Genomic DNA, 22,118 nt, shown 5'->3' on the forward strand with positions numbered 1-22,118 from the left:
GACCCTTTACTCCCCGCGGTTTGGGTTGCTCCCGATATGCTTGCGCAGCTTCGACGGCCCGGCTTTCTTACGGCCCTTATACGGGTTCGCCTCCGCCTGTGATCGCATGAACATGCGGATCGGTGTGCCGGGCATATCAAAATCTTCGCGCAGCCCGTTGACCAGGTAACGCGTATAGCTGGCTGGCAGCAATTCAGGATGCGAACACATGACCACAAACCCCGGCGGGCGCGATTTGGCTTGGGTCATGTAGCGCAGCTTGATGCGTTTGCCCTGCGGCGCGGGCGGCGGGTGCTGTTCAAGCATGCCCACGAGCCAGCGGTTCAACTGCGATGTGGTTACGCGACGGTTCCAAACCTCATGCGCTTCCAAAATCGCCTCGCGCAAACGCTCCAACCCCTGCCTGTCAGCGCAGACACCGTAATCAGCGGCGCGCCTTTCAACTGCGGCAGTAGCCGGGTGAACTGCTCTTTCAGGTCGCGTAGCTTTTCCTGCTTTGCTCCTTCAAGATCCCATTTGTTGACGGCAACCACAACGGCACGCCCTTCGCGCTCTGCCAAGTCAGCGATGCGCAAATCCTGCTGCTCAAACGGGATATCCACGTCCAGCAGGACGACTACGACCTCGGCAAATTTTACGGCGCGCAACCCGTCAGAGACGGACAGCTTTTCCAGTTTATCCTGCACCTTGGCCTTTTTGCGCATGCCTGCGGTGTCAAAAATACGGGTCGGTACCCCACCCCATTCTGTCATCACAGAAATCGCGTCACGGGTGATCCCGGCCTCGGGGCCCGTCAGCAGACGGTCCTCCCCAATGATCTGGTTGATCAATGTCGACTTACCTGCGTTTGGGCGACCAACAACGGCGATTTGCAAAGGTTTTGAAGCGCTTGGCGCGACATATTCATGTTCCTCGTCGCTGCCTTCTTCAACCGAAACCTCGACCTCCGGCTCATCAGCAACGGCCGTTTCCGCTGCCGCATCGATCAGTGGGCGCAAGACCGCAGCAAGATCGGCCATGCCTTCGCCGTGCTCCGCTGACAGCCCTATTGGCGTGCCAAGGCCCAGGGAATAGGCCTCCATCATCCCCGCCTCACCGGCTTTGCCCTCTGCCTTATTGGCCCCAAGGATCACATGGGCGTTTTTCTTGCGCAGGATATCGGCGAAAATTTCGTCGGCGGGTAGCACCCCGTCGCGGGCATCGACCAGAAACAGGCAGGCATCGGCCATGCCGACAGCGCGTTCGGTCAGCATCCGCATCCGGCCTTGCAGCGACTCGTCGGTGGCCATTTCCAGCCCGGCCGTGTCGATGATGGTGAATTTCAAATCACCCAGCCGCGCAGCACCTTCGCGCAGGTCGCGGGTTACGCCGGGTTGGTCATCGACCAACGCCAAGCGCTTGCCGACCAAACGGTTGAACAGCGTGGATTTGCCCACATTGGGGCGGCCGACAATGGCGAGCGTAAAGGACATGGGACTCACTTAAAAGGATAAGGCCCGGCTCTTACAGACAAATCCGATCAACGGAAAGCTGCGAGTTGGCCCTTTTCGGTGACGATATACATAGTGCCGTCGACAATGGCCGGGTTTGACGCAGCCCCGCCCCGGATTGGCGTTGTGCCTGTCAACGCGCCCGTCGCGGGATCATAGCTGCGGATCAGCCCGTCATTGGACGCCACAATCAAGCGCCCACCTGCAAGCACCGGGCCAAAATGCGCGTAGACTGTTTGGCGACGTTTCACCTTGCGGTTCTCGAAATAGGGCAAACGCTGGCCCCAAATGCGTGTGCCGGTTTCACGGTCCAGACGCAGCAACTCACCCTGATCAGAAATCATGAAGAGCGAATTCCCGACAGGCAAAGGCGGCGAATAGGCGCCTTCATTTGCGCTCCAAATCCGGTCGCCTGACGCGGGCGAGATCGCCACAACGCGTCCGCCCGCATTGGCCGCGTAGACTGTACCGTCATAAAAGACCGGATCACCGGTGATGTCAGAAATATTGGCATAGGCCTTTCCGCGACGTTGCCCCGCCACGGCGGAGCCCCAAACCCGCAGGCCTGAACGTTTCAATGACGCCACCAGCTCACCTGAGCCGAACGGCACAATGGCCACCCTCCCCGCAATCAACGGCCCGGAGCCGCCAATCAATGTGGCTTCGCTTGGCGCGCCGGCCAATTGCCAACGGATACGGCCGTTTGTGGCATCAATCGCCCAAGCCCGACTGTCGCGGGTCACGACATAGACCAAGCCGTCAGAATAGGTTGGTGCGCTAGTCACTGGCGCTTCGAGCTTTTGGCGCCAGATCGTCGCCCCCGTTTCGGCCTGAAGCGCGAACAGCTCACCAAAACCGGTTGTGGCGTAGACCACGCCATCCGACAAAGCCAACCCGCCGCCGGACGCATCGCGTTCTTTGTCGGATGCTGGGACCAGCTCACGCGCCCAGAGTGCATTGCCCGACGTGCTGGTGGCCGCGACCCGCGATGCGGAATCCAACGTGAAAACACGTCCGTCTGCAACGACCGGGTCAGCGGTCAAGCGCTGCTTGCGCCCATTGCCCGCACCAATATCGACCAGAAACTGCTGTTGCAGCGAAGAACCCAAAGCCGGGTGTTGCACATTGCGGGACGCGTCGCCGCCGCGATGTGTCCATGTGCTATAATTGGTGGGTGCGGGCGCGGCAAAATCGCGCGTCACGGTCGCCGCAGCCTCGCCAGATCCTTGCGCCGCGTTGCCACGTACATCGAACCGTTCGCCATCAAGGATAAGTTCGCGTTCGCCGCATGCCGCAAGCGCAATCAGCGCAGCGCCCAGAACCGGTTTGATAAAAATATTCAAGCGCTCTGCCCCTTCTCCCTCGGACCCGGTTGGGCCCCTCGTCTCTGGCCGTACGCCGGCTCTTGCGGGCGCATGGCCTTCATGCCCGAGACGCGCCGCTATTGTTGCTCAGTATCGACGATATCTGCGCCCAAGGCCACAATCAATTCCGCCGCGCGACGCTGGATGCCCGGGCTCGCTTCGGCCAATTCCGTCAGATCGCGCAATGTGCTGAGTGCGCGCTCACGATCGCCAGTTTCAATCAGAACCAGCGCCTTTTGTTCTTGCGCCAAGGCGCGAAACGGACCGGTGATCTGCTCAAACGCGCCGATGCGTTGCGATGGGTCTGTGTCGGGCGGCATTGCAAGCGCTGCCTTGAATTCCGCCAGCTGGCGGTAGATCGGCGCGATCTCTGCATTCGCCTGCACTTTATCTAGTGCGGCGAGCGCTGTGTCTGGGTCGTCTGCGGCCAAAGCTGCGGCAGCGGTGAGATGACCCGCGACAGCGGCCTGGCCCGCGTTGCTTGTTTCAATCTCGGATGCGGCACGTGCAGCGGCGGCCATGTCTTCGCCGTCAATCGCTGCCAACAGGCTGTCACCAAAAGCTTGCGCCGTTGCACGATCCTGCGCCTTGCGCCATTCGTTAAAGCTAGCGCCGCCCACGGCGACCAAAACCACCAGAACGGCGACCCAGCCCCATTTTTTGAGCATCACAAAGAGCTGGTCGCGGCGGACCTCTTCATTCACTTCTTCGATAAAGCTGTCTGTGTTGCTCATATTGCCCTCTTGGCCTCGCGCGCGTTGTCATGCCTCTTACCCCGAAGGCTCAATCGGGAACAAGGGGGTTCGCACAGCGCCAGTGTGGTGACGCACACCGGTCGCACGTAAGCCGTCTTGCAGTTCTGATCTGAAATAAGTAATCTAAACCGGTCAGTTTAGCGTAACGTAAGCATGACACATATTGACGGGGCGTTAACCCCGCAGGACTTGGACAAATTGTGGGCCAAAGCCGCAGGAAAAGACAGAGATGCGAATAGTACCGATAGTAATTGCCATCATCGTGGCCGCAGCCCTTTATTTTATGGTTTTTGAGCGTGACAGAGTCATGTCATTCGCCGCTGGCGAAGATGCGCCCGAAGCAGTGGACACGCAACCGACCGAGGTCGTAGAGACCGTCGCGCCTGAGACGACGGAACGAGTCGTCTCCGTAGTGGCGATGAAGTCGCAAGCGTCTGAAATCGACAGCGCCGTTCTGCTGCGTGGCCGTACAGAGGCCGCACGCCAGATTGATGTGCGCGCGGAAACCTCTGGCTTGGTGGTTTCCGAACCTTTGCGCAAAGGCGCGTCGGTCGAACAGGGCCAATTGATGTGTGAAATCGATCCTGGCACACGCGAAACCGCGCTCGCAGAGGCAGAGGCCCGTGTCCCCGAAGCCGCGGCACGTATCCCCGAGGCGGAGGGACGTTTGGCCGAAGCAATCTCCCGCCTTGAGGAAGCAAAGATTAACGACAACGCAGCGCAGCAACTGTCGAAAGATGGGTTTGCCTCGACCACCCGCGTTGCGGGAACCCGCGCTGCTGTCTCCTCAGCTGAGGCTGCCGTTGAATCTGCGAAAGCCGGGGTTCAAGCTGCCGAGGCGGGCGTAAAATCCGCGCAAGCCTCTGTTGCGACGGCCAAGAAAGAAATCGAACGCCTGAACGTACTCGCACCGTTTTCCGGCCTGTTAGAGACAGACACGGCCGAGTTGGGCGCCTTGCTACAGCCGGGTTCCGCATGCGCCACTATTATTCAGCTCGACCCGATCAAGCTGGTTGGCTTTGTGCCTGAGAACGAAGTGTCCAAGATCAAAACCGGGGCGCTTGCAGGCGCACGCCTGATTTCAGGACGCGAAGTGACCGGCAATGTTACCTTCGTTTCACGCTCCTCAGATATGGAAACCCGGACATTCCGTGTTGAGATGTCGGTGCCAAACCCTGATCTGGCGATCCGTGACGGCCAAACCGCGGAAATCTTCATCGCGTCCGAGGGCACGATGGCGCATTTGTTGCCTGCGTCGGCAATGACGCTCAATAATGAAGGCACACTAGGGGTACGGTTGGCGAAGGATGGCAAAGCCCTGTTCGCACCTGTGACCATCCTGCGGGATACGGCGCAGGGCGTCTGGCTCGACGGGTTGCCCGAACAGGCAGATGTGATCGTTGTGGGCCAAGAATATGTGATCGACGGCGTTGCGATCAAAGTCACCTATAGGGAGGCAGCAGGATGACCGGCCTCGTCGATTGGGCAGGTAACCGTGCCCGGATGATTATCGCTTTCATCACCATGTCGGTGGTGATTGGCGCTTTCGCATATACGGGCCTGCCCAAAGAGGGTGAGCCGGACATTGAGATCCCGATCCTTGTGGTTTCGCTACCCTTCCCCGGCATCTCCGCCGAGGATAGCGAGAAGCTATTGGTCAAGCCGATGGAATCGAAGCTGCAGGACTTGGACGGCCTAAAAACGCTGCAAGGCACCGCTGCCGAAAACTACGCCAATATCGTGATGGAGTTCGAATTTGGCTGGGACAAGACCCAGATCCTTGCCGATGTCCGTGACAAGATGAGCCAGGCGGAGGCGGATTTCCCCGCCGGCGCAGAGCAGTACACGATTGAAGAAGTTAACTTCTCCGAATTCCCGATCTTGATTGTCTCGCTGTCTGGCGACCTGCCGGAACGCACGTTGTTGCATGTCACCAAGGACTTGCAAGACGTCATTGAAGGCCTTCCCCCGATCTTGGAGGCTGGCATCGCTGGCAACCGCGACGAAATGCTGGAGGTGATCATCGACCCGCTGGCGCTTGAGGCCTATAACGTTACTGCAAATGATCTGATCAACGTGGTCTCCAACAACAACCTGCTGATTGCGGCGGGCGAAGTGGACACGGACCAAGGCGCATTTTCAGTCAAAATCCCCTCCAGCTTTGATGAACCGCGCGACATTTACGACCTGCCCGTCAAGGTCAATGGCGACCGGATTGTGACGCTGGGGGAGCTGGCTCAGATAAGGCTGACCTTTGAGGACCGTGAAGGCACCGCGCGCTACAACGGCAATGACACCGTCGCGCTGCAAGTGGTCAAACGCAAAGGGTTCAACATTATCGACACCTCCGCCCTTGTGCGTGAAACCGTTGCCGCCGAGCAGGCGAAATGGCCGCAAGAGCTGCAAGAAGCGATCCGCGTTGACGTCACGCTCGACCAATCCAAACAGGTCAAAGGCATGGTACAGCAGCTGGAAGGGTCCGTCCTGACAGCGATTGCGCTGGTCATGATCGTCGTGCTTGCCTCCCTCGGGCCGCGCTCGGCGCTGCTGGTTGGCTTTGCGATCCCAACGTCCTTCCTGTTGTGCTTCATCTTGCTGGGGCTCATGGGCATTGCCGTCTCAAACATCGTGATGTTCGGCTTGATCCTCGCTGTGGGTATGCTGGTCGATGGCGCGATTGTTGTGGTTGAATACGCTGAAAAACGCATCGCTGAGGGCGCAGGCCCGATGGAGGCGTTCACCGATTCCGCCAAGCGCATGTTTTGGCCGGTTATCTCCTCCACAGCGACCACGCTTTGTGCTTTCCTGCCGATGCTATTCTGGCCGGGCGTGCCCGGCGAATTCATGGGCATGTTGCCGGTCACCCTGATCTTCGTTCTGTCCGCGTCCCTGATCGTGGCGCTGATCTACCTGCCTGTCATGGGCGGCGTTTCAGGCCGCATCAGCCGCTTGATTGGCACTATGTCGGACGGCGCGCGCAGCGTGCCTTGGCTGATACGGGCACCAATCGCACTGGGCTCGATCTTTTTGTTGTTTGTCGCCGCCATGCAAGTGCTGAACCCGAACTACCTGCTGCCACTGGGCGACATGGGAACCGTCCCGCGCATGATAATCACGGCGCTTTTTTTCGTCTTCGCGGCGATGTTTGCCTCGGTCATGATGGGATCAGTGGCACGGCAACGCAAAGAACAGCGCATCCGCGCGGGCTACCGCCGGACGCTCTTTGGAAGGTTCACTGCGCTGATCGCGGGCAACCCAATTATGCCATTGGCTGTGATCGCGGGCGTCGTTTTCTTCGTGATCACCACATTTTCTTACTTCGGGGCCAACAATAATGGCGTCGAGTTCTTCGTCGAGTCCGAGACCGAACAGGCGATCATATATGTTCAGGCCCGCGGAAACCTGTCGCTGTCTGAAAAGGACGCTATGGTCGCGCAGGTTGAACAGGCGGCCTTGTCGACCGATAGCATTGTCTCCGTCTTCGCATTTGCGGGCGGCGGCGGTTTGAACACCAATACCGGCGGCGCGTCGGGCCCGTTGGACACAATCGGCCAGGTCCAGATTGAGTTGTCAGACTGGGATGACCGCCCGACCGTCAGCGAGCCTTGGTTCAATGTATTTGGTCTGTTCACCATTTACCGCAACGTGGTGGCACCGGCTTACACCGGCACGCAAGTGGTTGATAACCTGCAAGCCAAGCTGGACGCGATCCCGGGCATCAAGACCGAAATCCTCAGCCAAGATCGCGGTCCCGCCTCCGGCAAACCGGTGAACTTGCGCCTGAAAAGTGACAATTGGGATGACCTGCGCGAAGCCGCACGGATCGCCCGCGCGCATTTCGACACTGTCCCGGGGCTGATCCAGATCGAAGATACACGCCCCCTGCCCGGCATTGACTGGCAAATTGATGTCGATGTGGAGGCCGCAGGTCGCTACGGCGCAAATGTTGCGACTGTCGGTGCCATGGTGCAGCTGGTCACACGCGGACTGCTGCTCGATACGATGCGCGTCGACAGCTCGGATGAGGAAATCGAAATCCGTGTTCGCCTGCCTGAGGAATCCCGCGTGCTGTCCACTTTGGACAACCTAAAAGTTCGCACCGAACAGGGCCTCATCCCACTGTCCAACTTCATCACCCGCACGCCAGTACAAAAGCTGGGTCAGATCGACCGGATCGGGCAATCCCGTTTCTTTGACGTGAAGGCGGATGTCGCGCCGGGCCTGATCAAACTGGTCGAAAACGAGACGCCGATTGCAGTGCTAAAAGCAAACGCAAATGGCGCGCTTGAGAGTGCCGAAGGCGACCGGTTCGAACTGATCGAGACGCTCGCAGACGGCGTAACTGCTGACGATATCGCCGGTGGGTTTGCTGATGGCGACTATAACGTCGTGATCATCGATGCGAATGAACGCATTGCGACCCTCACCGAATGGATCGAAACCGAAAACCCCCTGCCCCAATCTCTTAGCTATGAATGGGCGGGCGACACCGAAGAACAGGCAGAAAGCCAAGCCTTCCTGTCCTCCGCCTTTGCGGCTGCCTTGGGGCTGATGTTTGTTATCCTGCTGGCGCAGTTTAACAGTTTCTACAATTCCGGCCTGGTGCTTTTGGCGGTCGTCCTGTCGACGGCTGGCGTTTTGATCGGCATGCTGGTGATGGACCAAAAATTCTCCATCATCATGACCGGGACCGGCATCGTGGCGCTTGCCGGGATCGTAGTGAACAACAACATCGTATTGATCGACACCTATCAGGAATATTCGCGCTACATGCCGCGGTTGGAGGCGATCATTCGCACCGCCGAAGATCGCATCCGCCCCGTTCTGCTGACCACGATCACAACTATGGCGGGCCTTGCGCCGATGATGTTCGGCCTGTCGCTCGACTTCTTTGGTGGCGGCTACTCCGTCGACAGCCCGACCGCTTTGTGGTGGAAGCAGCTGGCGACTGCGGTGGTGTTCGGCCTAGGCATCGCGACCGTGTTGACGCTGATCTTCACACCCGCCCTTTTGGCCCTGCGCGTCTGGGTATCGCTTGGCGCCTATGCGTCGGTCAAAGGGCTGGCCGCGCTCGCATCGCGCAAGTCGCGGTCCCGTCACGACCTGTTGTTGCGCCGTCAGGCCGCAAAGGTTCGCGACCCGATCCTGCTTTGGAGCGAAGAAGAGGACGTCCCAACCACCGTTGATCCTGATGAAAGCTTGACCAAGGTCGAAGGCGCGCTTGCGTCGGCGAAACAGAAACTCGCTAAGGTCAGTGAAGCGCTCGATGGGCTTGCGCCCAAGGATGACGGGCCGGACGCGCCGCAAAAACCGCTGCGCGCCGCCGAGTAATCGGTCATGCGCGAAAGCGCTTGACCTCCCAGCCGCCATGTTTCACCCAAAGCGAATGGGAACTGGAACGCTCACGATTGACCTTAGCGCGCTCGCCGATAACTGGCGCGCGCTCGATGCCCTAAGCGGGTCAGAGACGGCCGCTGTCGTTAAGGCGGATGGCTACGGTCTGGGCGCAGATCTGGTGGCCACGACTCTGGCAAAAGCAGGCGCAAAGCAGTTTTTCGTAGCCGTCGCTGAAGAAGGCATGGCAGTCCGGGAAGCGCTTGGGCCGGGTCCGCAAATCAGTGTCTTTTCGGGTCATCTTGAAGGCGACGCGGCAATCCTGCGCGACGCGAACCTGACACCAATGCTCAATTCGCCCGAACAGATCGCGCGGCATGAAGCGGCGCTGCCGGGCACGCCCTATGGCTTGCAACTGGACACTGGGATGAACCGATTAGGGATCGAGACCTATGATTGGTCCCCCGATATGGCAGATGGTGCCACGCTGGTCATGTCGCATCTCGCGTGCGCCGACGCGCCCGACCATCCGGCAAATGAAGCACAGCTCGCAAATTTCATATCGATGACCAAAGGCGTCAAAGCGCCCCGTTCACTGGCGGCAACGGGCGGCACGCTCTTGGGCCCACGCTATCATTTCGACCTGACCCGGCCCGGCATTGGGCTTTACGGCGGGCTGCCTTTTTCGGATGCGCAACCCGTTGTCACGCTCGACCTGCCGGTTGTCCAAACCCGTGTTCTGCAACCCGGCGAAAGCGCGGGCTATGGCTGCGCCTTCGTGGCGGAGCGGGAAACAACCATCGCGACACTTTCAGCCGGATATGCAGACGGCCTGATCCGCGCCATGTCGGGCAAAGCCACGCTTTTTGCCGGTGATACGCCCTGCCCGCTCGCCGGGCGCGTCTCGATGGATTTGCTTACCGTGGATGTGACGGATCTGGACGAGGTCCCGGAAAGTCTACAAATCCTCGGGCCACACCAGACCGTTGACCAATTGGCCGATGTCGCAGGCACTATCGGGTATGAAATCCTGACCTCGCTCGGCGGTCGCTACGTCCGGGCCGTCAAATGAGCTGGCTTGCCGCGATTGGGGCCGCGACACTGGCCTTTCTGGCCTCCATCGGTCGCATTGCGATCTTCGCCGGTCAAACCGCCAGCCACCTGGTCCGACCGCCGTTCTACGTCAAAGAATTTGGGCAGCAATTGCTGCAGATTGGCTATTTCTCTTTGCCGGTCGTGGGCCTTACCACGATTTTCACAGGCGGCGCGCTTGCACTGCAAATCTACGCCGGTGGGGCGCGCTTCAACGCCGAAGCGGTTGTACCCCAGATCGTGGCCATCGGCATGGTCCGTGAGCTGGGCCCTGTCTTGGTGGGCCTTATGATCGCCGCGCGCGTGACGTCTTCGATTGCCGCGGAGATCGCGACCATGAAGGTGACAGAACAAATCGACGCGCTGGTGACCCTGTCGACCCACCCTATGAAATACCTGACCGTCCCACGCGTGCTGGCGGCGTTTCTTGTCGTCCCTTTGCTCACGGGCGTGGGTGATGTGATCGGGATCCTCGGCGGTTTCCTGGTCGCCACCAAAACACTGGGCTTCAATGAGGCCGCGTATCTGCAGAACACGGCAGATTTCCTACAAACCTCCGACATCCTGTCGAGCCTTGCCAAGGGTGCGGTCTTCGGGATGATCGCCGCGCTGATGGGTTGCTATTACGGAATGAATTCGGGACGCGGCGCACAAGGCGTGGGGGCCGCGACAAAGGCCTCCGTACAGGCTGCCGCGATCTTGATCCTGGCCGCGAATTTCGTTCTCACAGGGGTGTTTTTCGCTGCATGATTACGCTTGAGCATGTCAAAAAGTCGTTCGGTTCGAACCATGTCCTTCGTGACATCAACCTGCATGTCCCCAAAGGGGAAAGCATGGTTGTCATTGGCGGCTCCGGTACGGGCAAGTCCATCCTGATCAAATCGGTGCTGGGCCTTGTCAGCCCGGATGCCGGGCTTATCACCGTCGACGGCAAAGACGCGACAAAGGGCGACCGCGATGCGTTTCTGGCCCGGTTTGGGATGCTCTTTCAGGGTGGTGCGTTGTTTGACAGCCTGCCGGTCTGGCAAAACGTATCTTTCCGACTGATGCGCGGCGCGCTGAAACGCCCCAAGGACGAGGCGCGCGAGATCGCGATAGAGAAACTGCGGCGCGTCGGATTGAAACCAGATGTCGCTGACCGGTTCCCGGCGGAGCTGTCAGGCGGCATGCAAAAGCGCGTGGGTCTGGCCCGCGCCATTGCGGCAGAACCCGAAATCATCTTCTTTGATGAACCCACAACCGGGCTCGATCCGATCATGTCCGGCGTCATCAATGACCTGATCCGTGAGATCGTGGTAGAAATGGGCGCAACAGCCATGACCATCACCCACGATATGTCCAGCGTGCGCGCAATCGCCGATAAAGTCGCCATGCTGCATGACGGCATCATTCAATGGTCTGGACCTGTTTCCGAGATGGATAATGCAGGCGACCCCTATCTGGAGCAATTTGTGTCCGGTTCCGCCACCGGCCCGATAGAGGCCGTCCGGTAGGATCAAACCCGCCTGAGTCGCGACATAGTCACCAAAAGATTAACAAAAAAGAATCACTCCGAACCGGCACGTGTGTGTTGGGGGCCGAAAACCTCAATGTACACTGGATTGTATACGTTATGGAAACAATGACGCCAAAACGGTGAAATTTGGGTCATTTTCCACCCTACATTGCCCCAATTTTGTCAATTTTACTATTCGCAACCGGCAAAATATCGCCTATGTTGGCTTTATTAAAGATGAGCCGATGGCTTCGATAGATCAGAGGGCAGCCAAAATTTCGCTGCATGTCCGCCGACACCTCACCCCAAAAGTAAGCGTCGCGCAAATCGGGTAAAGGGTATCAATAAGTTGCCGCAAGGCAGCGAAGAGCGTGTTAGATGGTGCACAAGTAACAATATGAGAATGGCTTGCGCTTCGGCGTGAGCCATTCTTATTTAGAGCGCATGACAATACGCCTTCTCAACCTCTCTTTGCTGATCGCCTTCCCGATCGCATGGTTCGCGCCGCTCCTGAAAGCCGGGCTTTTGCCGTTTTTCAGCCTGTCGGAAATCTCAGTTCTTTCAGGCCTCTTTGCGCTGTGGGAGAAAGACATTTTCCTGGCTGTGATCGTCACAATTTTCGCGCTGATCGCGCCTTACCTCAAAACAATCGGCCTCGCGTTGATCCATTTCAATGCAGCCCCGCAACGCTGGCTTGGGCCAATCGGGCTGCTGGGCAAGCTGGCCATGGCGGATATTTTCCTGATCGCGCTCTATATCGTCATCGCGAAAGGCGTGGGCGTGGGGCGGTTGGAAACCGGTTGGGGGCTTTATTTATTCACGGCCTGTGTTTTGGCATCGCTGGCGTGTTCGATCTTAACAAAACCACAATCTTAGCGTTGGATGACAGGGCAAACACGGACCGCTAAGGTCGCCACAATCAGAGGGCGCAACGCCCCGTATCTTGAGGAGCGCATGTCATGATCCCACTTCTACTCGGCGTTGTTCTGGCCGCATGCGTTTTTGCGGCTCTGCTGTGGTCCATTTTCAGGACGGTACAGACCAAGGGCAATTTGCGGCTCAATTACGCGTTGCTGTCGGTCTCAACTCTCGTCGTCGTTTTTGGGATCACCTACGAATATCTGGGCCTTTTGGTTAGCGCGGGAGTCACCTGCGTCGGCACAGCCCTGATCGCCATCTACAACGACAAAGGCTGGAGCAAACTGCTGCCCCTGGCACAGGTTATCCTGGGCGCTGCCAGCGTCTATTTCGGCAACCTTATTCTCTTCGCGTGATCGCCCCTTGTCCCGGCCTGCTTTCTGAGCGAAGACACCCGACATGGCAAAACAAGCTAGCTTTACCTGCACAGCCTGCGGCACATCCCACACCAAATGGTCGGGTCGCTGCGAAGCCTGTGGCGCATGGAATTCCATAGTCGAGGAAGCCCCGCTTTCCGCAGGGCCATCGAAAAAGTCACTGGGCAGCGCGCGTGGCACAGCTATTGAGCTGACTGATCTTTCAACAAAAGAAAACCCGCCTGAACGCACGATGTCAGGCGTTAAAGAGCTGGACCGCGTGCTGGGCGGGGGCTTGGTCGACGCCTCCGCGATCCTGTTGGGCGGCGATCCGGGCATCGGAAAATCGACGCTTTTGCTACAAGCCGCCGCGCGATTTGCGCGCAATGGTATGAACGTTGTCTATGTGTCCGGCGAGGAAGCTGCACAGCAAATTCGCATGCGTGCTCAAAGGCTTGGACTGGAAAGCTCACCCGTCAAGCTGGCCGCTGAAACCAATCTGCGCGACGTTCTGACGACGCTCGACAAAGAACGCCCGGAACTGGTGATCATTGACTCGATCCAGACCATGTGGATCGACACAGTCGACAGCGCCCCCGGTTCTGTCAGCCAAGTGCGCGCCGCCTGCCATGAGCTGGTGACATTCGCCAAAAAGCGCGGCTGTTCGGTCATCATCGTGGGCCATGTCACCAAAGAAGGCGCAATCGCGGGTCCGCGCGTGGTCGAACACATGGTCGACACTGTGCTTTATTTCGAAGGCGAACGCGGCCATCAGTTCCGCATTCTGCGCGCCGTCAAAAACCGCTTCGGTCCTGCAGACGAAATCGGTGTTTTCGAAATGACAGGTCGTGGGCTGGCTGAGGTCAAAAACCCCTCCGCCCTGTTTCTGTCGGATCGCGACAAGCCCGCACCGGGGTCTGTGGTGTTTTCCGGCATAGAGGGCACGCGGCCTATGCTGACCGAAATTCAAGCGCTCGTTGCCCCCTCCCCGCACAGCCAGGCACGCCGCACCGTTGTGGGGCTTGATGGTCAGCGTTTGGCCACCATTTTAGCCGTGCTGGAAGCGCGTTGCGGCATCCCGTTTGCGGGGCTGGACGTCTACCTGAATGTCGCAGGCGGCATGCGTGTGAACGAACCAGCGGCAGATTTGGCTGTGGCTTGCGCGCTACTGTCGGCACGCGAAGACCATGCTTTGCCCGCAGATACGGTGGTTTTTGGTGAAATAAGCCTGTCAGGTGCGTTAAGAGCAGTCACGCAAGCCGAAAACCGGTTGAAAGAGGCGTCGAAACTTGGTTTCGCCTCCGCTATCACGCCGGTTCAGAAGAAGCTGCCACAGGTGGACGGGATGGCATTGCGGGCGACCGACGATCTGGTCACCATCGTGAATGAGGTTTTCGGGGCCGAATAGCGCCCTTTGAGGAAAAGAGAGAGCACATGGAAGGTTTCACCATCATCGACGGCATTGCCGCGGCGGTTATCGTGATTTCCGCGATTCTGGCCTATTCACGCGGTTTTGTGCGCGAATGCCTTTCCATCGCGGGTTGGGTCGTTGCCGCCATTGTGGCCTTCACTTTCGCGCCGAAAGCGATGCCGCTGGCCAAGGAAATTCCTTATGTGAACACGCTCTTGGAACGGTGTGAGCCTGCGACCATTGCGGCGTTTGCCATCGTCTTCGCGCTTGCCTTGGTGGTCGTGTCGATCTTTACGCCGATCTTTTCAGGCGCCGTTCAACGCTCCGTCTTGGGCGGGCTTGACCAAGGGCTTGGGTTCCTCTTTGGCGTCGCGCGTGGCGTGCTTTTGATCATCGTGGCCTTCGTGATTTACGACCGCGTTGTGGCAGATCAGGCGATCCCGATGGTCGATGACAGCCGCACCGCGCGCGTGGTGGGTGAAATGTCGGGTCCTATTGATGGGGTCATCCCCAATGACGCACCATCTTGGATCGTGGGCACATATAACGACCTGACTGCGCATTGCGCGGCTGACGGCGGCCTTCCCAACGCGACCACGCCACCGACCTCAACAGACGGCTGATCTGGCCGCAACTAGTTCCCAGGCGCGTCTTTCCACGTGCCCGGCTCCAGCCCTTTCAACGACCATTGCCCCACCTGAACACGGATCAACCGCAGGGTCGGATGGCCGACAGCCGCCGTCATGCGCCGCACCTGCCGGTTACGCCCTTCAGATATCGTGATCTTGATCCAGCTGTCGGGCACGCTCTTGCGGTAGCGCACTGGCGGGTTCCGCGGCCAAAGCCAGTCCGGCTCAGCCACGGCGTCGATCTTCGCAGGCGCCGTCTTGCCGTCCTTCAGAACCACCCCCTTGCGCAGCGCTGTGAGCGCGTCAGCCGATGGGATACCCTCTACCTGCGCCAGATAGGTCTTCGCCAGTTTGTGCTTGGGATGCGCAATGCGGGCCTGCAATTTGCCGTCATCGGTCAGAACCAACAGCCCCTCGCTGTCGCGGTCCAGCCGCCCCGCCGCGTAGACGCCCGGCAGGTCAATAAAATCCGACAGGGTTTGCCGGTCGGCCCCCGCATGGCCTTCATCGGTGAATTGGGACAGACAATTGAACGGCTTGTTGAATAGAATGACACGCGACATGGCCGCAGCCTTGCCACATATGGGGGAGAAGACGCAATTAAAGCGCAACTCATAGGGTGACTTTTCGCAAACCCTCCCCTATCTCTTGTCACAAAGCTGTCACGCGGATTCGGAGCTGCCATCCATGCGCCAAGTGGACCCTTCTACTGACCAACCTCGTTGGTATTCAGACCCGTTTGACGACGACAAACTCAAGGAAGAATGCGGTATTTTTGGCGTGGTCGGCGTGGCCGATGCGGCAAATTTCGTGGCTTTGGGCCTGCATGCGTTGCAACATCGCGGCCAAGAAGCAGGCGGCATCGTCAGCCATGACCCCGATGCGGGGTTCCAGTCCGCCCGCCGCTTTGGCTACGTGCGCGACAACTTCACATCCCATAAGGTGATGGAAACGCTGCCCGGCCCCGTGGCCATCGGGCATGTGCGCTATTCGACTGCCGGCTCCAAAGGGCAGACCGCAATCCGCGATGTTCAGCCCTTCTTTGGCGAATTCGCCATGGGCGGCGCTGCGATTGCGCATAACGGCAATATCACAAATGCCGACGCGCTGCGCCGCGAGCTGGTCGAACGCGGCTCGATCTTTCAAAGCTCATCAGACAGCGAATGCATCATCCACCTGATGGCGCGCTCCATGGGCCAAAACATCCCCGACCGGATGGAAGAAGCGCTGCGCAAGGTCGAAGGCGCATTTTCTGTGGTCGCCATGACCCGAACCAAGATCATCGGGGTGCGCGATCCGCTGGGCGTTCGCCCGCTGGTTTTGGGCAAAATTGGCGACGGTTGGGCGCTCAGCTCGGAAACCTGCGCGCTCGACATCATCGGCGCCGAATTCGTGCGTGAGATTGAACCCGGCGAGATGGTCGTCATCACCGCCGAGGGCGTGGAAAGCCATTTCCCCTTCCGCCCCGCAAAGTCGCGGTTCTGCATCTTTGAACATGTCTATTTCTCCCGCCCTGATTCAATTCTGGGCGGGCGTTCTGTTTATGAAACCCGCGAAAACATTGGTCGTGAATTGGCCAAGGAAAACCCGGTCGACGCCGATTTGGTCTGCCCGGTGCCCGACAGCGGCACACCGGCGGCCATCGGCTATTCGTTGCAATCGGGCATCCCCTACGCGATGGGCATCATCCGCAACCAATATATGGGCCGGACCTTCATTGAGCCGACAGAGCAGATCCGCAACATGGGCGTGCGTCTCAAACTCAACGTCAACCGCGCACTGATCAAGGGCAAGCGGGTCATTCTGGTCGACGATTCCGTGGTGCGCGGCACAACATCGCGCAAGATCAAGGAGATGATCTTGGACGCAGGTGCGGCTGAGGTGCATTTCCGCATCGCGTCGCCCCCAACGGCATGGCCATGCTTTTACGGGGTCGACACGCCGCAGCGCGAAAAGCTGCTGGCCGCCACCATGTCAGAGGATGAAATGCGTGACCATCTGGGCGTCGACTCGCTGCGCTTCATCTCGCTCGACGGGCTCTACCGCGCTGTCGGCGAGGCACAGGGCCGCGACGCGCGCAGCCCGCAATATTGCGACGCCTGTTTTTCCGGCGAATACCCGGTCGCGCCATCTGACCAGATCACCAAAGGCTTTGAATTGAAGGCCGCCGAGTAACAGAAACACACTGTTTCCTCAGCCCATTCTTGAGTATTAAGACTAAATTAACCACAATACGCGATGTACCTGTGGGGGTGTGTTATTATGTGGTTGTTCGGTTTGCGGCTTCCTATCTTTGAGCTTTTATTCTTTGGTGCCATCATACTTGGCACAATGCAGTAGCCGTTTGGCCCTGCTCTAAGATCGCTCGTGCAGTTTGATCCAACGCAAAACGCCGCCCCCGAAGGGACGGCGCCAAAAAGCGTTTTGACTGGCGTTGGGCGTGTTAGCCGCGGCCAAGCAGCTTGATGCCGCCTGTGACCGCCAGAACCGCCAAGACAGCCTTAACAGCGTCCCCGATCAGGAAGGGGCTGACCCAGTAGGTCCAGATCGACGAGGCCGAGGACGCGACCCATTTGCCTTCGATCCCGGCGACCTCTGCCAGATACATCGGCCAGGCAACGCCCGGAATGTACAGAACGACCGACGCCAGAACAGCACCGGCAATCAACAGCGCGACATTGCGTGTCCGCTCAGCGAACCAGCCCGCGATATAGGCGAGCGCGACAAAGCCAATCAGGAAACCAGCGGTCGGACCGACAAGCGCCGGTGCGCTGCCGCCATTTGCGAAAACCGGCAAACCCGCCGCGCCTTCCAGCAGATAGGTGACAACGGTCAAAGCGCCCAAACGAGAACCAAAGGACAGGCCAACGATCAAGATGGCCAGCGTTTGCAGCGTCAAAGGCACCGGAATGAACGGAACCGAAAATTGCGCCGCGATTGCGATGAACAGCGAGCCGCCCACAACCATCAGGGTTTTCTTCAAAAGCGTGTCCGCGCCGGTGGCGGCTTGCATAAAGGTCATGTCTGTCCCCTCAATATGGATTTGTTTCATTGCTTTTCGGCAGCGCGGCATCTGATGTCAAGCAAGCGGGCCTTGAAATAGCGCTAACACGGTGCAAAACACGGGACATGAGCGCGCCCATCCGTTACCGACCGCACCATTTTCTCTGCTCTTTGGGCTTCAAAGGGCGCGGCTATTCCGACGCCTTCACCGCCAACATGGACGCAATCGTGCGCGGGCAGCTGCGCGTAGAAGGCGGGACTGAGACGCTGATCGACGTCGTTGCTGCCACCGATGACATTTGCGCGCCCTGCCCCAAACGGGTCGGCACGCGGTGCATGTCGCAGTCAAAAATCGGCAAGCTTGACGCGGCGCATGCGGGCGCTTTGGGCATCCAGCCCGGCGATCAGCTAAGCTGGGGTCAGGCTTTGGCGCGTATGCAAACCCGCGTGAAACCCGCCGACCTGCAGCAGATTTGCAAAGGCTGTAGCTGGCTGTCACTGGGTCTGTGCGAGGCCGCATTGACGCGCCTGCACGATACCCCCTTGAACCTTCCCGCGCCCGGTGACACACCCGCGCCATGACAGATACGACACAAAGATTGGCAATGGTCACCGGCGCCTCGCGCGGGCTTGGCGCGGCCTGCACCGAATATCTCGCAGGACAGGGGTTCCACATCATAGCTCTCGCCCGGACCACCGGCGCGCTTGAAGAGCTGGACGACCGCATTCAGGCACTGGGCGGCGCGGCGACACTGGTGCCCGTCGACCTGACCAATGAAGACGCTATGCGCCAAATCTGCCGCTCGATCTATGACCGCTGGGGCAAGCTGGACATGCTGGTGCATGCCGCGATCCACGCGGCGCCATTGTGCCCCGTTGGGCATATGGATGAGAAAGACCTCGATAAATCCTTGTCGAACAACGTGCGCGCCACTGCGCGGCTAATCGCCAATACCGAGCCGCTTTTGAAAGCTTGCAAAGGTCAGGCCGTGTTCTTCAACGACCATGTGAAATCAGAACGCTATCACGCCACATACGGCCTGACGAAAGCCGCCCAAATGCGCCTCGCGCGCAGCTGGCAGGATGAGGAAAAGGCCACCGGCATTTCCGTCCATGTGCTCGACCCGAAGCCAATGCCAACGGCAACCCGGGCACGGTTCTACCCCGGCGAAGATCGCGACGCGCTCACGCCTTGCAAAGACGAAGCCGCACGTTTGCTATCAGACTTGGTCTAAACCGGAAGCAGCGCCGCCCCGATACGGCGGCCTTCGCTCAGCAGCACGTTATAGGTCCGGCAAGCTGACGGCGTGGACATCTGCTCCACCCCGATCCCTGCCCCTTCCAACGCGCTGCGCAGAGCTGCCGGGATATGCGCGATCTCCGCGCCGGTGCCCACGAACAGCACGTCAATCTTGTTGGTATAGGCCAATATGGCCGCCGCGTCGTCATACCCGCCCCAGCCCAGTACAGCGTCGGGAAAGATCAGCATCGCGCCTTCATGCACTTTGCCATCAACCCTGAAAAACCCGTCGCCATAACTGTCGATGGGCTTGGCCGCGTCATAGTCGATTTCGATCATCTTCATCGGGTGGCCCTGTTGTTACGCCTCGACATTGCCAAACTGGTTGCCCGCATTCGCGTCGGGCTTGGACCAGTCACGCTTCACCCCAAGATAGAGCAGGATCGCGGAGGCCACGAAGATTGAGGAATACGTCCCCACAATCACGCCCCAGATCATCGCGAAGACAAAGCCGCGAATGACATCCCCGCCCAGAATATAGAGCGATATCAGCGCCAAAAGCGTCGTGACCGAGGTCATGAAGGTCCGGCTCAACGTCTCATTGATCGAGATGTTCAGCACGTCCTTGAGGTCCTTTTTCTTGTACTTCCGCAGGTTCTCCCGCACGCGGTCAAAGACCACCACAGTGTCATTCAGCGAATAGCCTACGATCGTCAGAAGCGCCGCGATGATGGCCAGATCAAACTTGATCTGCAGCTCCGAGAATATGCCAAGCGTCAGGATCACATCATGCACCAGCGCCGCAACCGCGCCCAAGGCGAACTGCCATTCAAAGCGCAGCCAGATGTAGAACAGAACCGCCGTAATCGCCAAGATCACCGCAATCGCCGCCGTCTGGATCAGCTCGCCCGAAACTTTGGGGCCGACGGATTCAACAGATGGGAAGGGGAATGTCATGCCGGGATCGAAGGCGCGCATCACCTCTTCCACCTTTGCGATGGTTTCGCCTGTGACGCTTTCGTCGCCTTCCTGCGCCTCAATGCGGATCATCGCGACGTTTTTATCCTCAGGGAAAGTCGGGTCAAACACCTCAGTGATCGAAATGTCGCCAAGCCCTGCGGGCGCCAATGCATCGCGGTAGGCGGCCACATCAACCGGGGTCGTGCTTTCTGTGCGGATCGTCGTGCCGCCTCGGAAATCGATACCGTAGTTCAGCCCTTGGATCATGAAGGAGGCAAAGCCGATCACGATCAAAAGCATCGACAGGCCAAGCGTGTATTTCGCCTTGGAAAAGAAATCCCAGGAGGTATTTTCGGGGACCAGTTTCAACCGCATCGCTTAAACCTCCAGCTTTTTCGGGCGCTTGCGCTCGAACCACATGATGACAATGACCCGCGTGACGTAGATCGCGGTGAAGACCGAGGTCAGGATGCCCAGCCCCAGCGTGATCGCGAAGCCCCGCACCGGGCCGGAGCCCATGGCGAACAGGATCACCGCCGTAATGAAGGTCGTGATGTTGGCATCCAGAATAGCCGAAAGCGCCTTCTCATACCCCAGCTCAATCGCCCGCGCCGGTCCTTTGGAGGTTTTCAGCTCCTCCCGTATCCGCTCGAAGATCAGCACATTGGCGTCAACGGCCATCCCGATGGTCAGTACGATGCCCGCAATGCCTGGCAAGGTCAGCGTGGCCCCAATCAGACTGAGCAGCCCAAAGATCATGCCGACATTCAGGATCAAGGCGATATTGGCAAATATACCGAACGTGCCGTAGCTCAGGAACATAAAGACCAGCACCATGGCAAAGGCCACGATGCAGGCGATCTTGCCTGCGTCGATGCTGTCTTGACCAAGCTCTGGCCCGATGGTGCGTTCTTCCAGGAACGTCATTTCAGCGGGCAGCGCGCCTGCGCGCAAAAGCACTGCGAGGTTGGTCGACTCCTCAACCGAAAAACTACCGGAGATTTGGCCAGACCCGCCCGTGATCGGCTCACGAATGACCGGGGCGGAAATCACCTGTTTATCCAACACAATTGCGAAAGGTGAGCCCACATTTTCGGCCGTGTAGAGGCCGAATTTACGCGCACCCGCCGGGTTGAACCGGAAGGTCACCGCGGGCAAACCGTTCTGATCAAAAGCAGGCTGGCTGTCTGCCAGCTCTTCGCCCGTCACAACCGGCGATTGCTCCAGCTCATAAAGCTGGCCACCATCTTGCGGGTCAATCGACGGATAAATCACGTTGCGCGGACCGGGCGAGTCACCGGGGCTCGCGGGGCCCACAACCGGGTGAAATGTCAGTTTCGCAGTGGTGCCGATAATTGTCTTAAGCTCTTGTGCAGAACCAACCCCGGGTACTTGGATCAAAATACGGCGCTCGCCCTGTCGCTGAATCGTGGGCTCCCGCGTGCCGACCTCATCAACGCGGCGGCGGATGATTTCCAGCGATTGCTGCATGGTGCGGTCATTCGTAGCGATTTTTTCGGCGTCAGACAGCGTCACGGTGATGATGTCACCCTCGCCCCGCACCACGATGTCGGTCGACCCCACACCGCTGAGCGACACCACCGGCGTCGCCGTCTCGCGCACCAGTTGAATAGCGCGCTCCATGCCGTCCGGGTTCGAGATGCGCACGCGCAGCTCGCCATTGGGGGCATTCTGGCGACGAATGGTGCCAACAGTGTCGCGTTCGCCGCGCAGGGCCTCCCGCACGCTCAGCCAGTAGCCGTCCATCCTGTCGCTATAGACGTCTTCAACATTCACCTCGGCCAGCAAATGCGCACCGCCGCGCAGATCAAGACCAAGATTGACCAGCGAAGACGGCATGAAACCGGGCCATCCCGCCGCATCGGCGTCGATCTCTGCGGCGCTTAGCTGCGCCGTTGCAGCATTTGGTGAAACGCCCGTCTCAAGATAGGCCAAGGCGTCATTATGCTTTTCCACCGTCGTGTAGAAAAAGTTCGGCGAGGCCAGCAAAATGCCAACGGCCACGGTCAGCCAGATGCTGATCCGCGAGAAGAGCGACAGGTTGAGCATG

21 protein-coding genes are annotated in these 22,118 nt (G+C 59.0%); 12 read left to right on the plus strand and 9 right to left on the minus strand.

The genetic code is table 11. From position 1 onward, the window contains the following. Positions 1–6: 6 nt before the first annotated feature. The 4 genes from ACZ1G7_RS03885 to ACZ1G7_RS03900 form a co-directional block, all read right to left on the minus strand. Entirely contained in the window at positions 7–387 is a 381-nt protein-coding gene (locus tag ACZ1G7_RS03885; protein WP_472662458.1) for a hypothetical protein, read from the minus strand. Beyond that, complete coding sequence (gene der / locus ACZ1G7_RS03890; protein WP_472662460.1) at positions 339–1,472, minus strand: ribosome biogenesis GTPase Der; 1,134 nt, start codon at positions 1,470–1,472, stop codon at positions 339–341. Before der ends, ACZ1G7_RS03885 begins: the two co-directional genes overlap by 49 nt. Positions 1,473–1,519: 47 nt before the next feature. Then, positions 1,520–2,833 carry an outer membrane protein assembly factor BamB family protein gene (locus ACZ1G7_RS03895; protein ID WP_472662462.1) on the minus strand — a complete coding sequence of 438 codons (1,314 nt, stop codon included), beginning with the start codon at positions 2,831–2,833 and terminating at the stop codon, positions 1,520–1,522. Positions 2,834–2,931: 98 nt separating this feature from the next. Next, on the minus strand, positions 2,932–3,588 hold the full coding sequence (locus tag ACZ1G7_RS03900) for a tetratricopeptide repeat protein (protein WP_472662463.1): 657 nt from the start codon (positions 3,586–3,588) through the stop codon (positions 2,932–2,934). Between the two features lie 328 nt (positions 3,589–3,916). On the opposite strand from ACZ1G7_RS03900, the gene ACZ1G7_RS03905 reads away from it, so the two are divergent. From ACZ1G7_RS03905 to ACZ1G7_RS03945, 9 genes are all read left to right on the plus strand, one after another. Continuing rightward, entirely contained in the window at positions 3,917–5,077 is a 1,161-nt protein-coding gene (locus tag ACZ1G7_RS03905) for an efflux RND transporter periplasmic adaptor subunit (protein WP_472662464.1), read from the plus strand. Beyond that, positions 5,074–8,940 carry an efflux RND transporter permease subunit gene (locus tag ACZ1G7_RS03910; RefSeq protein WP_472662466.1) on the plus strand — a complete coding sequence of 1,289 codons (3,867 nt, stop codon included), beginning with the start codon at positions 5,074–5,076 and terminating at the stop codon, positions 8,938–8,940. The genes ACZ1G7_RS03905 and ACZ1G7_RS03910 overlap by 4 nt, the downstream gene beginning before the upstream one ends. A 55-nt stretch (positions 8,941–8,995) precedes the next feature. Beyond that, positions 8,996–10,015, plus strand: a complete 1,020-nt coding sequence (alr, locus tag ACZ1G7_RS03915; RefSeq protein WP_472662468.1) for an alanine racemase — start codon at positions 8,996–8,998, stop codon at positions 10,013–10,015. Further along, entirely contained in the window at positions 10,012–10,785 is a 774-nt protein-coding gene (locus ACZ1G7_RS03920; protein ID WP_472662470.1) for an MlaE family ABC transporter permease, read from the plus strand. Before alr ends, ACZ1G7_RS03920 begins: the two co-directional genes overlap by 4 nt. Continuing rightward, a complete protein-coding gene (locus tag ACZ1G7_RS03925; protein ID WP_472662472.1) occupies positions 10,782–11,528 on the plus strand; it encodes an ABC transporter ATP-binding protein in 747 nt (248 codons plus the stop codon). Before ACZ1G7_RS03920 ends, ACZ1G7_RS03925 begins: the two co-directional genes overlap by 4 nt. Before the next feature lie 446 nt (positions 11,529–11,974). Beyond that, a complete protein-coding gene (locus tag ACZ1G7_RS03930) occupies positions 11,975–12,406 on the plus strand; it encodes a paraquat-inducible protein A (protein WP_472662473.1) in 432 nt (143 codons plus the stop codon). Between the two features lie 83 nt (positions 12,407–12,489). Beyond that, positions 12,490–12,804 carry a hypothetical protein gene (locus ACZ1G7_RS03935; RefSeq protein ID WP_472662474.1) on the plus strand — a complete coding sequence of 105 codons (315 nt, stop codon included), beginning with the start codon at positions 12,490–12,492 and terminating at the stop codon, positions 12,802–12,804. A 43-nt stretch (positions 12,805–12,847) separates the two neighbouring features. Then, entirely contained in the window at positions 12,848–14,212 is a 1,365-nt protein-coding gene (gene radA, locus ACZ1G7_RS03940) for a DNA repair protein RadA (protein WP_472662475.1), read from the plus strand. Between the two features lie 26 nt (positions 14,213–14,238). After that, positions 14,239–14,838, plus strand: a complete 600-nt coding sequence (locus ACZ1G7_RS03945) for a CvpA family protein (RefSeq protein WP_472662476.1) — start codon at positions 14,239–14,241, stop codon at positions 14,836–14,838. An 11-nt stretch (positions 14,839–14,849) separates the two neighbouring features. On the opposite strand, the gene ACZ1G7_RS03950 is transcribed toward ACZ1G7_RS03945, so the two are convergent. Continuing rightward, entirely contained in the window at positions 14,850–15,407 is a 558-nt protein-coding gene (locus tag ACZ1G7_RS03950) for an rRNA large subunit pseudouridine synthase E (protein WP_472662478.1), read from the minus strand. Between the two features lie 124 nt (positions 15,408–15,531). Here ACZ1G7_RS03950 and purF point away from each other — a divergent pair, with 124 nt between their 5' ends. Beyond that, complete coding sequence (gene purF, locus ACZ1G7_RS03955; RefSeq protein ID WP_472662480.1) at positions 15,532–17,019, plus strand: amidophosphoribosyltransferase; 1,488 nt, start codon at positions 15,532–15,534, stop codon at positions 17,017–17,019. Between the two features lie 268 nt (positions 17,020–17,287). Here the strand turns inward: purF and ACZ1G7_RS03960 are convergent, their stop codons facing one another. Then, positions 17,288–17,866: a biotin transporter BioY gene (locus ACZ1G7_RS03960; RefSeq protein WP_472662482.1), complete on the minus strand. Its 579-nt coding sequence runs from the start codon at positions 17,864–17,866 to the stop codon at positions 17,288–17,290. Positions 17,867–17,973: 107 nt separating this feature from the next. On the opposite strand from ACZ1G7_RS03960, the gene ACZ1G7_RS03965 reads away from it, so the two are divergent. Both ACZ1G7_RS03965 and ACZ1G7_RS03970 read left to right on the plus strand, forming a co-directional pair. After that, on the plus strand, positions 17,974–18,429 hold the full coding sequence (locus tag ACZ1G7_RS03965) for a DUF1284 domain-containing protein (RefSeq protein ID WP_472662483.1): 456 nt from the start codon (positions 17,974–17,976) through the stop codon (positions 18,427–18,429). Beyond that, entirely contained in the window at positions 18,426–19,082 is a 657-nt protein-coding gene (locus tag ACZ1G7_RS03970) for an SDR family NAD(P)-dependent oxidoreductase (protein ID WP_472662485.1), read from the plus strand. Before ACZ1G7_RS03965 ends, ACZ1G7_RS03970 begins: the two co-directional genes overlap by 4 nt. Here the strand turns inward: ACZ1G7_RS03970 and ACZ1G7_RS03975 are convergent. From ACZ1G7_RS03975 to secD, 3 genes are read right to left on the minus strand one after another with little or no spacing between them, the layout of a single operon-like run. After that, a complete protein-coding gene (locus ACZ1G7_RS03975) occupies positions 19,079–19,432 on the minus strand; it encodes an Mth938-like domain-containing protein (protein WP_472662487.1) in 354 nt (117 codons plus the stop codon). The two genes, ACZ1G7_RS03970 and ACZ1G7_RS03975, sit on opposite strands and share 4 nt — an antisense overlap. Positions 19,433–19,447: 15 nt before the next feature. Beyond that, positions 19,448–20,422, minus strand: coding sequence for a protein translocase subunit SecF (gene secF / locus ACZ1G7_RS03980; protein ID WP_472662489.1), 975 nt, complete (start codon positions 20,420–20,422; stop codon positions 19,448–19,450). A gap of 3 nt (positions 20,423–20,425) precedes the next feature. Next, positions 20,426–22,117, minus strand: a complete 1,692-nt coding sequence (secD, locus tag ACZ1G7_RS03985) for a protein translocase subunit SecD (RefSeq protein ID WP_472662491.1) — start codon at positions 22,115–22,117, stop codon at positions 20,426–20,428. Between the last annotated feature and the right edge of the window lies 1 nt (position 22,118).

The sequence above is a fragment of the Litoreibacter sp. JB4-2 genome (genome assembly GCF_055693445.1).